At 45.8% G+C, this 15,529-nt stretch carries 12 protein-coding genes; 5 read left to right on the forward strand and 7 right to left on the reverse strand.

The genetic code is table 11. The features are described 5' to 3' along the window. Positions 1-62: 62 nt before the first annotated feature. Entirely contained in the window at positions 63-743 is a 681-nt protein-coding gene (gene cmk, locus L9Q39_RS09155; protein ID WP_237484781.1) for a (d)CMP kinase, read from the reverse strand. Between the two features lie 300 nt (positions 744-1,043). On the opposite strand from cmk, the gene L9Q39_RS09160 reads away from it, so the two are divergent. Next, the gene (locus L9Q39_RS09160) at positions 1,044-2,084 is read left to right on the forward strand and encodes a polysaccharide lyase family 7 protein (protein WP_237484782.1); all 1,041 of its coding nucleotides are present in this window, start codon (positions 1,044-1,046) and stop codon (positions 2,082-2,084) included. Positions 2,085-2,551: 467 nt separating this feature from the next. On the opposite strand, the gene sohB is transcribed toward L9Q39_RS09160, so the two are convergent. After that, the gene (gene sohB / locus L9Q39_RS09165; RefSeq protein WP_237484783.1) at positions 2,552-3,613 is read right to left on the reverse strand and encodes a protease SohB; all 1,062 of its coding nucleotides are present in this window, start codon (positions 3,611-3,613) and stop codon (positions 2,552-2,554) included. 87 nt (positions 3,614-3,700) lie between these two features. Between sohB and L9Q39_RS09170 the strand changes: the two genes are divergently transcribed. Further along, the gene (locus L9Q39_RS09170; protein ID WP_237484784.1) at positions 3,701-4,441 is read left to right on the forward strand and encodes a YciK family oxidoreductase; all 741 of its coding nucleotides are present in this window, start codon (positions 3,701-3,703) and stop codon (positions 4,439-4,441) included. 54 nt (positions 4,442-4,495) lie between these two features. Here the strand turns inward: L9Q39_RS09170 and L9Q39_RS09175 are convergent, their stop codons facing one another. Next, positions 4,496-5,617, reverse strand: a complete 1,122-nt coding sequence (locus L9Q39_RS09175) for a patatin-like phospholipase family protein (protein ID WP_237484785.1) — start codon at positions 5,615-5,617, stop codon at positions 4,496-4,498. 224 nt (positions 5,618-5,841) lie between these two features. On the opposite strand from L9Q39_RS09175, the gene imuA reads away from it, so the two are divergent. From imuA to L9Q39_RS09190, 3 genes are all read left to right on the forward strand, one after another. After that, positions 5,842-6,534, forward strand: a complete 693-nt coding sequence (imuA, locus tag L9Q39_RS09180; RefSeq protein ID WP_237484786.1) for a translesion DNA synthesis-associated protein ImuA — start codon at positions 5,842-5,844, stop codon at positions 6,532-6,534. A 9-nt stretch (positions 6,535-6,543) separates the two neighbouring features. Continuing rightward, entirely contained in the window at positions 6,544-7,953 is a 1,410-nt protein-coding gene (locus L9Q39_RS09185; protein WP_237484787.1) for a Y-family DNA polymerase, read from the forward strand. 117 nt (positions 7,954-8,070) lie between these two features. Continuing rightward, complete coding sequence (locus L9Q39_RS09190) at positions 8,071-11,142, forward strand: error-prone DNA polymerase (protein ID WP_237485544.1); 3,072 nt, start codon at positions 8,071-8,073, stop codon at positions 11,140-11,142. Positions 11,143-11,429: 287 nt separating this feature from the next. On the opposite strand, the gene L9Q39_RS09195 is transcribed toward L9Q39_RS09190, so the two are convergent. The 4 genes from L9Q39_RS09195 to cydH form a co-directional block, all read right to left on the reverse strand. Further along, complete coding sequence (locus tag L9Q39_RS09195; protein ID WP_237484788.1) at positions 11,430-12,371, reverse strand: chemotaxis protein CheV; 942 nt, start codon at positions 12,369-12,371, stop codon at positions 11,430-11,432. A gap of 85 nt (positions 12,372-12,456) precedes the next feature. Further along, positions 12,457-13,674 (reverse strand): sugar metabolism global transcriptional regulator Mlc, encoded by a 1,218-nt coding sequence (gene mlc / locus L9Q39_RS09200; protein ID WP_237484789.1) that lies wholly within the window; start codon positions 13,672-13,674, stop codon positions 12,457-12,459. 192 nt (positions 13,675-13,866) lie between these two features. Beyond that, on the reverse strand, positions 13,867-15,051 hold the full coding sequence (locus L9Q39_RS09205; protein WP_237484790.1) for a patatin-like phospholipase family protein: 1,185 nt from the start codon (positions 15,049-15,051) through the stop codon (positions 13,867-13,869). 24 nt (positions 15,052-15,075) lie between these two features. Continuing rightward, complete coding sequence (gene cydH / locus L9Q39_RS09210; RefSeq protein WP_237484791.1) at positions 15,076-15,168, reverse strand: cytochrome bd-I oxidase subunit CydH; 93 nt, start codon at positions 15,166-15,168, stop codon at positions 15,076-15,078. Positions 15,169-15,529: the final 361 nt, after the last annotated feature.

Genomic DNA, 15,529 nt, shown 5'->3' on the forward strand with positions numbered 1-15,529 from the left:
CACCAAGTGTCTGCATACAAGATACGAGTACCTTGTAATACGAGTGCCTTATAAAATAGAAGCTACTTCGTGAGTTTAGATTCGGTATATTGTAGCGCTTTTTCCAACACTTGCTCGATATTTAACGAGGTTGAATCTAGCACTAGAGCGTCATCTGCCGGACGAAGAGGTGCAACCGCACGGTTACGATCTCGGTGGTCTCGTTCTTCGATCTCGCTCAAAAGGTCGCCAAATTTAACATCAATACCCTTTAGTTGCAACTGCTTAAAGCGTCTTTGCGCTCGTTCCTCAGCGCTCGCATCTAAAAAGATTTTCACTGGTGCTTCAGGGAAAACTATCGTCCCCATATCACGACCATCCGCAACCAGACCCGGCATAATATTAAAGGCGCGCTGACGACGTAGTAGCGCCTCTCTTACACGAGGTAAAGCGGCAATTTTTGACGCCGCGTTGCCAGTAACTTCTTTACGAAGTTCGCCAGAAACATCTTCCCCTTCCAAGATAACCTTAACTAGGTCACCTTCAGCAACAAACTGTACATCCAAATGCATCGCAAGTGGCACTAATGCATCTTCTGATTCAAGGTCAACACCATGATGCAGAGCTGCCAGCGCCAACACGCGGTAGATCGCACCCGAGTCAAGTAAGTGATATCCCAACTTTTCAGCCAGCAGCATGCACAAAGTGCCTTTACCTGCGCCGCTTGGTCCGTCCACTGTAATAACAGGAATGCTTGAGGACATGTTTTACTCCACGTTGATTATGTTTGAATGATGCTACATAAAGATGTCGTCTTTATATATTCACTCAATTTGTTCTTAATTTTACGGCGCAGAAGTATACCTCTAATAGCCGCAAGATGCTAATCGCTTTGAATGGTGATATGGGTGGGAAAAGGGATGGTTTTCTCGAATAAATGCGAGATAGCGCAAATCTAATGGGGTAGTTTTTTCGATTAGGTCACATTATTGTCGTACAATATTACTGTAATATTCCTGACAAATAAAAACACATAATTACTTTTATTAATGTAGGGAATTATCATGAAGAAGCTTCAACTTACACTTCTTACTGCTAGTATCATTGCAGGTTCAGCAATGGCTGCAACGCCAGCGGAAACAGCAAAACAATTTAACCTTGACGCGACGAAAGCGCCTAGCCAAAACTTTGACCTCACTAAGTGGAAAATCAACCTTCCAACGCTAGAGACTCAAGGTGCTCGTAAAGGTAAAACTGTTGAAATCCCTAAACAAGAGCTAGGCGACACTAAGAAGCCGTTCTCTGATCCAGAGTGGTTCTACACCAACAAAGAAACGGGTGCGATGGTTTTCGTAGCACCAAACACAGCACCAACCACACCTAACTCAAAAAATGCTCGTAGTGAACTACGTGCCATGCTAGCGGTTGATTACGGTGAGCCAGCAAACAACTTCGTCGTTGCTTCACACCCTGATGCAAAATCTTATGGCGCTATCGGTGGTCAAATGTCAGCAACACTTGCTGTTGACCATGTGAGTGAAAGTGGTAACGATAAGAAGTCAGGCGCATTCTCAGTCGTTGTGGGTCAGATCCACGCAGCTAAGAACGAGCCTCTAAAAATCTTCTACCGCAAACTACCAGGTCACGAAACAGGTTCACTTTACTGGAGCTATGAGCTTAACGTAAGCAAAGAGAACCACAACGCACGTGACGAAAATGGTAAGAAACTTCGTAAAGATATCTACCACAACGTATTTGGTACTAAAGGTCTACGCCACGATGCAGCGGCACCTACTGACGGTATCAAGCTGGGTGAAATCTTCGCTTATGACGTGAACGTTGAAGGCGATATCATGCACCTAACCTTTACTAAGAACCCAAGTTCTTCTGCTAAAGTGGTTAAGACATTCGATATCGACCTAACTGCGGGTAACTACCAAGGTAATAGTGCTGACCTAGGTTACGGTAACACTTGGATGTACTACAAAGCTGGTGCATACAACCAATGTAACACGAAGAAATCTAGCTCTGCATGTGAATGGCGTGGTATGGAAGCAGGCGACTACGCTCAAGTTAGCTTCTATCAACTAGACCTTAAGCAGTAATTAATTCCCCAATTAACTCGGTCGTTAGAATGCCCTCAAATTGAGGGCATTTTTTATGCTTGTTGAATGCTTCGACCACCCTAGGCTGATGCTAGAAACCACATCGCCCAAAGCCCCGTCCCCCCTTTGAAGGGAGTGGCTACTTACTGTGGGTACTCGCTTTAAGAAGATTCCTTCCTTCGAAGGAATGACGTATGCGGTAAGGGATGAAGTATGTGGTGAGGGATGAAGTATGCGGTGAGGAATGACGTATGCGGTGAGGGATGGCGTATGCGGTGAGGGGGGAGGAATGACGCCCAAAGCCATGGCACCCAAAACCATGAAGCCCAAGACTACGTCGCCTAAAACCACTTCACCTAAAACCACGTCACCCCTTCGAAGGAAGGGGTCTACTCACGGTGGGCACTCGCTTGAAGAAGGGCGAGACTTATCCCCGCCCTAACCACTTATTTGTAGATTAAGCGAACCTAAACAATCGGCTTCTGACCACGGCTGATCAGTTTAAGCAACACATTATCCGCCGCATCACCAGCTACGCCAGATAGCTTATCAGCCAGTTTCTTTTTAGGGGCATAGTGCAGCGCGAGAACGGTCTTGTCTTTACACGCCTCGGCAACAATATCGTCAGAGGTGATAATGTCATCCACAAGACCCAGTGCTTTGGCTTGCGTACCAAACCAGTGTTCACCGGTCGCGACCGTGTCAAGATCCAGTTCAGGGCGATGTTGGCGGATAAAGTCCTTAAACAGACCGTGAGTTTCTTCTAGCTCCTGCTTAAACTTCTCGCGTGCTTTATCGGTATTTTCACCGAACATCGTCAAGGTGCGTTTGTACTCACCCGCCGTCAGCTGCTCAAATTCAATATCATTCTTCTTCAACAACTTATTGAAGTTAGGTAACTGGGCAATCACACCAATCGAACCTACAACGGCAAAAGGAGCAGAAACAATTTTATCAGCGATACACGCCATCATATAACCGCCACTTGCCGCGACTTTATCAACGGCAATCGTCAATGGAAGTTGAGCCGCTTTAATGCGATCAAGCTGAGATGAAGCTAAGCCATAGGCGTGTACCATACCGCCGCCAGACTCAAGGCGAACCAAGACTTCATCGCCCTCTTTAGCCACCGCCAGAATAGCGCTCACTTCTTCTCTAAGAGAACTGACTTCTTTAGCATCAATACTGCCTTTGAAGTCCAGTACAAAAAGGTGGGGATCACGTTGAGCGTCCAACTTGCCTTCTTTCGCCGCTTGCTTTAGAGCTTTATCGCGGGCTTTATTTTTTTCTTTCTCAGCTTTCTTTTCCGACTTGTGGCGCGCTTTTAAAAACGCGTTATCGTGCAGATGCGATTCTAACTGCTCAACCGTATTTTTACGCTGCTCGGTAAGGTTAGTCACTGTGAGCTCACCTTTTGGTGCGTTGCTTCGATTCCCTGCGGATTTCGCTAAAATCAAAATGGCCGTAATCGCGACGACCACAGTCACGATCTTCGCTAAAAACAGACCATATTCTAATAAAAATTCCAATGTAACATCCCCTATTGTTTTTACTTGGTGTATTGTAACCAACCTGTCACGATTACCAAGAATTATTCAATAATAAGGAACTTTTCTGTGGATTATTCAACCGCTTCGCAGGCGCTTAAAGATAAAGTTATTCTCGTTACCGGTGCTGGCGCTGGCATTGGTCGCCAAGCTGCACTGAGTTACGCTGAGCATGGTGCTACCGTAATCCTACTTGGACGTAATGTGAACAACCTTGAACTTGTCTACGACGAAATCGAGCGAGCAGGTCATCCTCAACCGGCTATTATTCCGCTTGATCTTAAAGGGGCGACGAAGCAGAACTATCTCGACATGGCTGAGACCATTGAAAGCCAATTTGGTCGTCTTGACGGTGTATTACACAATGCGGGTGTATTAGGAACGCTTAGCCCATTCGAGCAGATTGATGAAGAAACCTTTGACGACGTCATGCAGATCAACGTCAAATCGGAGTTTTTAATGACTCAAGCGCTGCTACCCGTTTTGCGCAAAGCACCCGCAGCACGCATCATTTTCACCTCTTCGACGGTGGGTCATAGCGGTCGGGCGTTTTGGGGCACCTATTCTATTTCTAAGTTTGCGGTTGAAGGTATGATGCAGATCCTTGCCGACGAACTCAGTGATACTACGATACGTGTGAATGCCATCAACCCAGGCGGCACACGGACACGTATGCGTGAAAAAGCTTTTCCAGGTGAAGACGCCAACACACTAAAAACGCCAAAGGATATTATTCCCCTGTATCTTCACTTGATGGACCCAAGCGTGACTAGCATCAATGGTCAATGCATCGACGCTCAACCTAAATAACGCTTTGAATGATCGAGAGCCAACAACCAATGCCCTCCTAATGAGGGCATTTTTCTACAAGACTTTTTGCAAAAACTTGGCCGCCATGGCGGTTCCATGTTCATAGTCTTCTAAGATTTGATCTTTATGGCTCAGTAAGCCTTTAGAGGCGAGCTCATGTTCCGGTTGGATATGCCATAGGTTCACCTCTTCGGGTGGCGAGGCTAAAAACTGCTCGATTTGCGAGTGGTTGGCATAATGAGAAACCAGCATATCTAAGTGACTGGTCTCACTGCGTTTATTCTCACTGCGGCTGTTTTGCATTTCCATCAATTGCTGTAGTTTTTCATTGCTGTGTAACCATTCAGGTAACTTGAGTTTATCTCGCTTGTTATATTGCTCTCGATACATCTCAAGATGGGGACCCGTTAGGCGGGCATAATCCGCTTTAAGTTCCAGCAGCTTCTGTGAAAAATGTTTTTGAAACTCTCTCAGCTTTTCAGAAGTGCCTGATGCTTTAAGTTGCTGAATATAGGTCTCTAGACCTTGGTCTAACTCGCTTTTCCACTTATCGAGTGAATCACGCATTAACGTTGGCTTATTTACCTTACCCTCAGGGATCGTGCTGATCACCACCATATTGTGGAAACCACGTCGATAGGACTCTTCAACTGGAATACTGGCTGACACGCCTCCATCGATCCACTTTTTTCCATCAAACTCAATGTCATGATAATAAAGCATAGGAATGGCACAAGTTGCCTTAAGAACATCAAACCAATTGTCTGAAAAGATGGGATAATAGTAGTCTTTCAACTCTTCGACGTCGGTAATACACGCCAACGCCACTTTGTCTTGCCCTAGGTTATGTTTACCACGCGCAATATCGAGCGGGAACTCTCCGGTATTCACAAACTCAAACGCCCAGTCGAGATCCATCGGTTGCTGTTTGTTGATAAACTTACTGACATCAAAAAAACGTTCGCGAGTGGTGTAATTCATCACAAAGTCTAGACCGAGCCCTTGCTGCTTAGTCACAAAAGACGAAACATTCAATGCACCTGCCGAGGTCCCGATATACAGCGAAAACGGGTCAAAGCCGACCTCAATAAACTTATCCAGCACACCAGCAGCAAACGCCCCTTTCTGACCTCCGCCCTGCACTATCAATGAATACTTTTCACCCTCAACAAACATCGACGCCTCCTGTTCTTATTACGCCACCAACCCTCTGAGATTACTGGATTTACTCATGGAGGTAAAAGTGATTTTTATCATTCAACTCTTGGGGTGCAAATTTATTACAACATTAACCGCTTGTTTCTCAATCAAATCCCATTGCTGATCCCCCTTTGTCAGCAAACAAAGCTTGCAGCTAATCTTGATTATTTTATACTGTATGTATATACAGGTGATTTATTATGCATGAACTGATTAACGATCTTCAAACTAAGCAGCTGATTTGGAAAGGGAACCGTCATCAGGCTCCGAGCCAATATCACACGACTGGATTTTCAGAGCTTGATCAGCAACTCCAAGGTGGGTTTCCGACCTCAGGCGTGGTTGAGATCCAAGCGTTATCTGGGATTGGTGAGTTGAGGTTATTAACGCCTTTTATTGCTCAGCAGGCAAAGCAGAGACTGTGCGTCTTGATCAATCCTCCCGGCTATGTCTGCGCCGAGTATTTGTATGCTCAGGGAATTTCACCCTCTCAAGTATTGCTGGTCTATCCAACCTCAGAGGCGCACGCGCTTTGGGCGGCGGAGCAATCTTTAAAGAGTGGAGCGAGTTGCACTGTCTGCTTGTGGCAAAACGACATAGAGATACATCAAGCTAAACGTTTACAAGTCGCGAGTGATGTCGGTCACTGCCCGCTGTTTTTGTTAAAACCCAATGCAGAGCAGGCACAAAAAGTGTTCTCTTTACCGGTCTCGCTCAGTCTTACTTTGCATCCACATCCATCTGGCATCGAGGTCAATATAACCAAGCGTAAAGGCGGCTTCCCTCGTGCCAGTTTTGTCATCGACATGTCTCAATATTGGCCGGAATTAGCCTCTGTGAACAAACCACCAGCAAACAATGTGTTGGCTTTTCCTCTGCTGCAACAAGGTTAGGTTTTGGCGATGGCGCTTTGGCTTTATTTACATTTTCCCACCTTGCAGTTAGATACTGTTTTTCATGATGACAAAGAGTGCGCTATCGCCATCGTGGACGGTCGTCAGCACCAAGTGGTACAAGCTAACGCTACCGCAGTCGCACAAGGCGTGCAGTTAGGTATGGGGTTGGGCAGTGCGGCAGCGTTATGCCAAGATCTACAACTCCACCCTTATGATGCTCAAAGCGAGTTGACGCGTCTTACCGATCTAGCGCAATGGCTTTATGTGATCACTTCCGATATTTGTCTCTGTCCCTCTAACGGTTTATTAATCAAGGCGACCAATATGCTGTCACTTTATGGGGGCGTAGAGAGTTATTGGCAAGCGATGCAACAACACCTCCAAGCGATGAAGGTACACTTCAATTACTCCACTGGCTTATCGCCTCTCTGCGCCATGATGATGGCAAAGCAGGCTCGTAACTGGATAGAAGATGATCCGATAGCACTTAAACAAGCGATGAAGCGCTACCCATTAAGTTGCAGTGAATTGCCCAATAAACAGGTAGAAAAGTTACAGCGTGTTGGTTTACAGACCATTGAAGACCTACTCGCGATTCCTCTGCCAGATATTGCTAAGCGATTTGATATCGATTTGGTGAACTATGTCGGCAGGCTGATCGGTCAATTTAAGCATCCTGTCGATTTTTATCACCCACCAGAGCGGTTTCGCCAATATCTTGAGTTGCTGTTTGATATAGAAAATATCGATTGGCTACAAAAGCCGCTTGCTCGGTTGTTTGCTCAGCTAGAAACCTTTTTAAAGTTACGCGATAAGGTTGCGTTTGAGTTATTACTGACTCTGCATCAAAGGGATCATACCGACACCAGCGTCCACTTCTATTCTGCACAGGGAGACTATCTCGCCAATCAGTGGCAAGAACTCTCCAAGTTAACGCTAGAGAGCATCAAACTTGAGGCTCCTGTTAATGGCTTGACGCTGGCTATCGTTCGCGCTGATCAGCTAACTGTCAACGAACACGATCTGTTTAGTGGTGAGAAGGGTGCGCTAACGGGTCTGGAATTGATCTCTAAACTGCAAGCAAAACTGGGCAGTCAAGCGGTAACCTCATTACAGCTTACCGAGGACCCACGACCAGAGTATGCCACTTTACCGCTCGCGCCAGACAAGATTCACCCCATGAAAGCAAGTGATCACTTACATAAGAAGCTTCGTCCTAGCTTACTTTACACTCAGCCGATGCCTTTGCAGCAACCCGTCGATTTGGTGTTAGGACCAGAGCGTATTGTCAGTGGTTGGTGGGATGATCACCCAATTAAACGCGACTATTACATCGCGCGCTCTCCACAAGGACAGTGGCTATGGATCTTTAGAACTGATGACAAACAGTGGTTTGTTCACGGTCAATTTAGCTAACGGAGCTGTCCATCGCATTTGGGGTGCAGATCGCTGACTCACAATGTTCATCAGGAATGCTCATAAGAAATACTCGAAAGTTTAGGTCAACAAAGGTGTCTTACAATGAATGCCGTCATCCAATACGCGGAATTATTCTGTCAAAGTAACTTCTCTTTTTTGCAAGGCGCTTCCCATGCTGAGGAGTTGGTGCTGCAAGCGGAGTTTCTGCAATATCACGCACTGGCGATTACCGATGAATGCTCAGTTGCCGGTGTGGTAAGAGCCCATACCGCCATCAAACAGCATCAGCTAGGGATTAAACAGATTGTTGGCAGCATGTTTTGGCTTAATGCGGAGTGCCAGTTTGTTTTACTCTGCCCCAACCGTCCCGCTTATGCGGAGCTATGCCGCATCATCACCAATGCAAGACGCCGCTGTGCCAAAGGTGAGTATCAATTATCTGAATGGGATGTGATGTCGCTGCGTCACTGTCTCGTGATCTGGCTGCCGACAGGTCAGCAAAGTGATCATCATTGGGGAAACTGGCTGCTAAGGCATCACCAGCCGCGCGTTTGGTTGGGTGTTCAGCGGCATCTATTGTCAAATGAACACCACTATATCGAGCATTGCCAAACGCTATCACGCGAACTGGATCTGCCAATCACCGCGTGTGGCGGTGTGCTGATGCATACTGCGACACGACTCCCTTTGCAGCACACCTTGACCGCAATTAAGCACAATACTCAAGTTGATCAGGTACGCAGCCAGTTATTGGTCAACAGCGAACGCAGCTTAAGACCCAAAACCAAACTCGCTAAGCTCTATCCCCAAGCTTGGCTTGAGCAGAGTGTATTGATCGCTAAGCGTTGCCAATTTGAGCTTTCTTCGTTGCGCTACGAATACCCAAGTGAGTTAATTCCTGCGGGCTCAACACCAATGCAGCATTTGCGAGCATTAGTCGAACAGGGTAAACAGCAGCGCTTTCCTGATGGTGTGCCGGATGCCATTTCGCACACCATCAGTAAGGAACTCTCTTTGATTGAAGAGATGAACTACCCTTTCTACTTTTTGACCATCCACGACATTGTTATGTTTGCCAAGCAGCAAGGGATCCTTTATCAAGGCAGAGGCTCTGCCGCCAATTCGATTGTCTGCTACTGCTTAGAAATCACCGCCGTCGACCCTAGACAAATTTCGGTACTGTTTGAACGCTTTATCAGTAAGGAGCGTGATGAACCGCCCGATATTGACGTCGATTTCGAGCATGAGCGGCGAGAAGAAGTCATCCAATATATTTATCAGAAATATGGTCGTGAGCGTGCCGCACTGGCAGCGACGGTGATCTCCTACCGATTTAAAAGTGCGGTTCGCGATATCGGCAAAGCACTCGGTATTCATGAGACACAACTGGATCACTTTATTAAAAATATCAACCGCCGCGATCGGGCTCAAGGTTGGCAAGCGCAGATCATTGAATTGGGGTTAAAACCGGAATCCATGAAAGGTCAACAATTTATTGAGTTAGTGAATGATATCCTCGGCTTTCCACGTCATCTTTCGCAGCATGTTGGTGGCTTTGTGATCTCTTCCGGCCCTTTATACGAGCTGGTTCCGGTCGAAAACGCTGCGATGCATGAGCGCACAGTAATTCAGTGGGATAAAGATGACCTAGAAAGCCTTGGCTTACTGAAAGTCGATGTATTAGCACTGGGCATGTTAAGCGCTATTCGTAAGTGTTTTACCTTGATAAAACAGCACTATGGGCAGACGCTCACCATTGCCGATATCACGCGACGACAAGACGATGCCCGTGTTTATCAGATGATACAAAACGCCGACACTGTCGGAGTTTTCCAGATTGAATCTCGAGCGCAGATGAGCATGCTACCCCGCCTTAAACCCGCCAATTATTATGATCTAGTGATTCAGATTGCTATTGTCAGACCGGGACCTATTCAGGGAGATATGGTGCATCCGTTCTTAAAACGTCGTAATGGACAAGAGAGCATCGACTACCCGTCTGAGGAAGTTCGGGAAGTCCTATCGCGCACCTTGGGAGTGCCGATCTTTCAAGAGCAGGTCATAAAACTGGCTATGGTCGCGGCAGGGTTTAGCGGCGGTGAAGCCGATCAACTACGACGGGCAATGGCGGCATGGAAAAAGAATGGCGATCTGGCTAAGTTTCGTCACAAGCTGATCGATGGAATGCAGAACAGAGGTTACGATAATGCCTTTGCAGAACGACTGTTTGAGCAGATCTGCGGATTTGGTGAATATGGGTTTCCCGAAAGCCATTCCGCTTCATTTGCTGTTCTAGCTTATTGCAGCGCTTGGCTAAAATACTATTACCCTGCGGTGTTTTATACCTCATTGCTGAACAGCTTACCGATGGGCTTTTATAGCGCCTCTCAGCTACTGCAAGATGCCAAGCGCCATAACGTTATGGTTCGTCCTGTTTGTGTGAATCAGTCGTTGTACCAACATCAAGTGACGCCGATTGATGGGCAACTTGCTATACAACTTGGGTTACGACAGATAAATGGCTTAAGTGAGTCGGCAGCGAATAAGTTGGTCGCTCACCGTCCCTGCAAGGGTTATATCGCGATTAGCCAAATCAAGCAGCTCGGTCTCAATCGCCGTGACTTAGAGCTATTGGCTTCTGCGAATGCGATGGCTGCGATTGCTGGTAATCGTTATGCGACTCGCTGGGCAATGATGGATAATTTGGATGAACTCCCCCTGTTTCAGTCACAAGTGGCTAAAGCGGAAGATTTTCATCATCGTCCCTCTGAAATTGAAGATATGCTGGAGGATTTTACCTCAACTAATATCTCGCTAAACCAACACCCCATCACCTTGCTAGACCGTGCAGGTAAGCTCGGCAAATTCACCCGAATGAAGCAGTTAGTCGACAAACCACATAAATCTTTAGTCACCGTTGTCGGTACTGTCACGGGTAAACAATCGCCGGGGACGGCAGGAGGGGTCACTTTTTTTACCCTTGAAGATGACAGCGGTAATATCAATGTCGTTGTATGGCGAGCGACAGCACGCGCACAAAAGCAAGCCTATCTCACGGCTAAGGTACTCAAGGTTAAGGGAATACTAGAACGTGAAGGCAACGTCACTCATGTCATTGCTGGGCAGTTAATTGACATGACACCTCTGCTCAGTGAGCTAAAAGTAACCTCAAGGGAGTTTCATTAGACGTTAAAAAAGGGAGCCAACGCTCCCTTTTTGTCAATCGTATTATAATGTGGATTATAAATCCGGATTCTCTGCCGCTTCCATACGTCGTTTTCTCCACTCCCTGAAAATGAGAAATCCTAGGGTCGATGCGACCTTCCAAGATAACCATATCATTGTAATGTAAAACCTTTCGTCAGCAGTGTACTGTTTACTTTGTTATTTAAATTATATTTATTAAATCGTAACCCGGACGATATTAACACAAAATTGACACAAGTGTTCCACCACTTTGGTGGCAATTCAATTTAAATCAGCTGAGACATGCGCTCTTGCACGACTTCAACCAATCTATCTGGCTGAAATTTAGAAATAAATTTATCACAACCCACTTTGGCGACCATGGCATCATTGAAACTACCACTCAGTGAGGTGTTCAGTGTGATAAACAGATCTTTCATGCGTGGATCATTACGAACCTCATGCGTGAGCTTGTAACCATCCATTTCTGGCATCTCTGCATCGGTGATCATCATCAGTAATTGACCGTAAAGATCAATGCCCTCATCGCACCACTGCTTTAGCAAGTTAAGCGCCATTGCACCGTCATAACACTCGATGATTTCAACACCTAGTTGGCTTAGGGTCGCTTTCACTTGGTTACGAGCTGTCGATGAATCATCGACGATCAATATCTTTTTGCCCGCCAAGTGAGGCAGTAATGAACGGTCAAGCACTTCATCAGAAATGGTGACATCATAATCGATGATTTCTGCCAAAACTTTTTCCACATCAATGATTTCAACCAGTCTAACTTGATCGTCCTCGGTCACCTTGGTGATCGCGGTGAGATAGTTTGCTGGCCCTACCGTTTTTGGCGGTGGCTGAATCTCAGTCCAAGCCGTATTGACGATATTTTTGACCTCACCTACCAAAAAGCCCTGCACTGAACGGTTATATTCCGTAATGATCAAATTGCTATCACTGTTTTTTTCTTCACTCGCTGGAAAACCGATCGCTTTGCGTAAATCAATAACAGGGACAGAAACACCACGTAAAGTCGCAACACCAGTGATGCTGGGATGAGAACCCGGCAATACTGTAAGTGACGGCAGCTTTAACACTTCTTTGACTTTAAATACGTTGATGGCAAAAGTCTGTCGGCTGTTTAAATTAAACATCAACAGCTCTAATCTATTCTCGCCAACTAACTGTGTGCGTTGGTCAACAGAACTTAATACGCTTGACATAAAACTTCCCTTGAAGAATCCTGGCTAAACTCTAACTAATCCTATCGACCAGTACCGATAAAAATTTAACGTCTTAAGCAAAAAATTACCCGTCGATCACTTTCATCAACAACTGACCATCATAGAGTGCTTGTTTAACAAGCGCAGCGCCTGGCATAGTTGCTTGCTTATAAAAACGAGATTCTACTAGCTGTAAGTCTTTGATGTAGACGGGCACACACTGCTCTTCAATACAACGCCATATCGCCGGATACAGAATCGCTTTTGCGTGATTAATCACACCACCGATCAATATTTTCTCAGGGTTAAATAAATTAATCACAATCGCAACCGCGGTACCTAAGTGAACCGCAAGCTTTTCAACAATACTCACCGCTAAAGCATCACCTTGTGCAGCGGCTTCGGATATGGCTTCAACGGTAATGTCTTCACACTGAGCCAGAATCGACGCTTCACCCGCCGCTAAGCGTTGGGTCGCTTCATCGCGGATCGCTTGTGAACTGGCGACTGTTTCCAAGCAGCCTCGGTTGCCACAGTGGCATTCCTTACCCTGCTTATCGACTTGAATATGCCCCAACTCACCAATATTGCCGTGACGACCATACAACACTCTGCCATCGAGGATAATGCCCGCACCGAGACCATGGTGAATAGAGATGAGAACCGAGTTATCGCAGTGCTGGGAGTGACCGTAGAGATTCTCTGCCAATGCCCAAGCACGAGTATCGTTCGCCACAAACACGGGTAGACCGGTTGCATTAAAGATCTCTTTACCGAGGGCAAGGTTTTCTACATTGTAATGTGGCATTTGCAAAACAATGCCTTGGTCTGAATTGACCAAACCGGGCAGCGTTAACGCGATACTGGTTACACGACCAAGTTGTTCACTGTAGCTGGAGAAGAATTCTTCGATTTCGAATAACAGGCGAGCAAGAAAATCGTCTTGATCCACTTCGTGAATTTCAATCTTACTATCAATCATCACCTCGCCACCCAGTTCGTGCAGCGCAATCACCAAATAGCCACGTCCCAATCGAATAGAAAGGAATTGCCAGCCTTGATTATTGGTCTGCAAACCCACCGCAGGACGACCGCGACTTGTCGCTTCCTGAACCACGGTTTCATGGACGAGTTGAGCCTCGATCAGCTCTCGCGTGATCTTAGTAATACTGGCAGGTGCCAAATCACTGAGCTTGGATAGGTCAATACGGGAGATAGGCCCAAATTGGTCTATAAGTTTATACACACGACCAGCATTAATCTGTTTGATATGATCAATGTGGCCCGGTTGAGCCATGTACATTTCGCACTCCAAAAAACAACGACCTACTAATTTTTTTACTTTGCGAACTAATTGTGAAGCCCCTTGATGAATCGCCGTGACAAGTATCACGTATACAAGGATATCTTTGTGGGTCAAATCATGTTCGATGCTGTTAGCACATACTCTGAAGGTAGGTCATTCAAAGTATGCCAAAGGCTATTTACTACTCTATTAACGTCGATTTGCTAAGACCCAATGAGAATCTGAATCCAGCTGCTGTTTATCTCTGATACAGAGTGCCTGATAGCTGTCGATAAATCGATAGCCGGCATCAAGTCCAAGCTGATAGTCATGTAGAATGTCATCGACATTACTGAGCAATGAAGATGATTTTAGCGTCTCAGAAGGCGCTATCTGAAGGACAAAACTGTCGTCTGGCGGTTGATTTAAAAAAGCCTGCGTTAAATCATACGTTTGGTAATGTACCATCAACATATCAGCGATGCCAGAGTCAAACTTCTCTCCAAACATATGGCTTAAACGATAAATGTCGGATGCACCAAATAACCAACGTCCACCGTTAATCAAATTAAGGTGCTGGGCATGAGAATGTTGATTGGCTTTACTCAGTTGAGCCTCGAAGAAGTCCCCCCAATCTTTAGACCACTCGCTCATTTTCTGCTGCCACTGATTTTGCAGTGTTGAAAACGAATCACTCAGCCAAGTTTCGCTAGTACCATCATTATGAATGACTGGCGATGGAGTAAGATCGGATTGCGCATCTTCTGTTCGAATCACCACAATCACACGATTGCCCCGTCGCCATGCTTCCTGTACTGGTATCGCTGCGGATACTCCACCGTCGATATAACTCTGGTCACGCACCACGACGGGTCCGTCGACTAATTGAGGAATGGCACTGGTTGCTACCAAAACATCAAACCAATCATGCTCAAGCATAGGCAGGTATTGATCCTTTAAACTGCAAAAATCGGTGACGGCGGCAAAGGCTTGGCGATTGCCTTTCACTCTCTGCCCCATATCAATATCAAGTTGATAGGGATAAGCACTGATTTTATCGAGCGCCCAACGCATATCCAAGTACTGCTTGCGGCGAATAAAACCAAAGAGATTGAAGAAGTTAGAATGAGTGGTCAGGTCGACAATAAAAGATTTGCCCAGACCGGGCTGCCGAGAAAGAAATGCGCATAGATTGAGCGCCCCAGCGGACGTTCCATAAAACTCATCGAAAGGGTCAAAGTTAGAAAGCAAAAAGGCATCGAGTACGCCTGACGTAAATATGCCTCTTTGCCCGCCTCCTTGAGCTACCAGTGCCGTCTTACCTAATGAGTATTGGCTAAATAGGTTGTTATCAATGACGGTACGGGTATTGGTAATTAGCCCGCTATTCGTCATAGACTGGTTATCGCCATAGACTGGTTAGGCTGACATTACAGCGGCTAAACCAAAGGCAATAATGGTAGCAAAGCTGATTGCTGTAATCGTTAAAGCCAGTTTCAAATCATATTCCATAACGCCCCCAAAGAAATGTAATTGGTATGTTAAAATAGTAACACACTTGGCTATTCTTGCTTATATAGCGGCGAGATTGTGATGTCACGATCACGTTTTAAACAAACAGTGCGCAGGCGATATATTAAGCACTATTTTCATTTATCCACTTTAAATAAAGCATTTGTTATAAGACTAATAAACTGTAACTAACAAACCTATTCGCACTATAAACCACATGCAAACCAAACACCTTTAAAATAAAACCATAAAACCCACTCAAAACAGCATAAAACTCCAAACAATACCACTTAAAGCAATAAAAGCATCTATTGCCATCCAGAAAGAACATGGGTAATCTCACTGCTACGCATAGATGATA

The organism is Vibrio hippocampi (assembly GCF_921292975.1).
In the GTDB taxonomy this organism is placed as follows: domain Bacteria; phylum Pseudomonadota; class Gammaproteobacteria; order Enterobacterales; family Vibrionaceae; genus Vibrio; species Vibrio hippocampi.

Coding starts and splice junctions, on each gene's coding strand:
- cmk (WP_237484781.1), bottom strand. CDS start 743: ATGTCCTCAAGCATTCCTGTTATTACAGTGGACGGACCAAGCGGCGCA.
- L9Q39_RS09160 (WP_237484782.1), top strand. CDS start 1,044: ATGAAGAAGCTTCAACTTACACTTCTTACTGCTAGTATCATTGCAGGT.
- L9Q39_RS09205 (WP_237484790.1), bottom strand. CDS start 15,051: ATGACGAATAGCGGGCTAATTACCAATACCCGTACCGTCATTGATAAC.
- imuA (WP_237484786.1), top strand. CDS start 5,842: ATGCATGAACTGATTAACGATCTTCAAACTAAGCAGCTGATTTGGAAA.
- mlc (WP_237484789.1), bottom strand. CDS start 13,674: ATGTACATGGCTCAACCGGGCCACATTGATCATATCAAACAGATTAAT.
- L9Q39_RS09195 (WP_237484788.1), bottom strand. CDS start 12,371: ATGTCAAGCGTATTAAGTTCTGTTGACCAACGCACACAGTTAGTTGGC.
- cydH (WP_237484791.1), bottom strand. CDS start 15,168: ATGGAATATGATTTGAAACTGGCTTTAACGATTACAGCAATCAGCTTT.
- L9Q39_RS09185 (WP_237484787.1), top strand. CDS start 6,544: ATGGCGCTTTGGCTTTATTTACATTTTCCCACCTTGCAGTTAGATACT.
- L9Q39_RS09175 (WP_237484785.1), bottom strand. CDS start 5,617: ATGTTTGTTGAGGGTGAAAAGTATTCATTGATAGTGCAGGGCGGAGGT.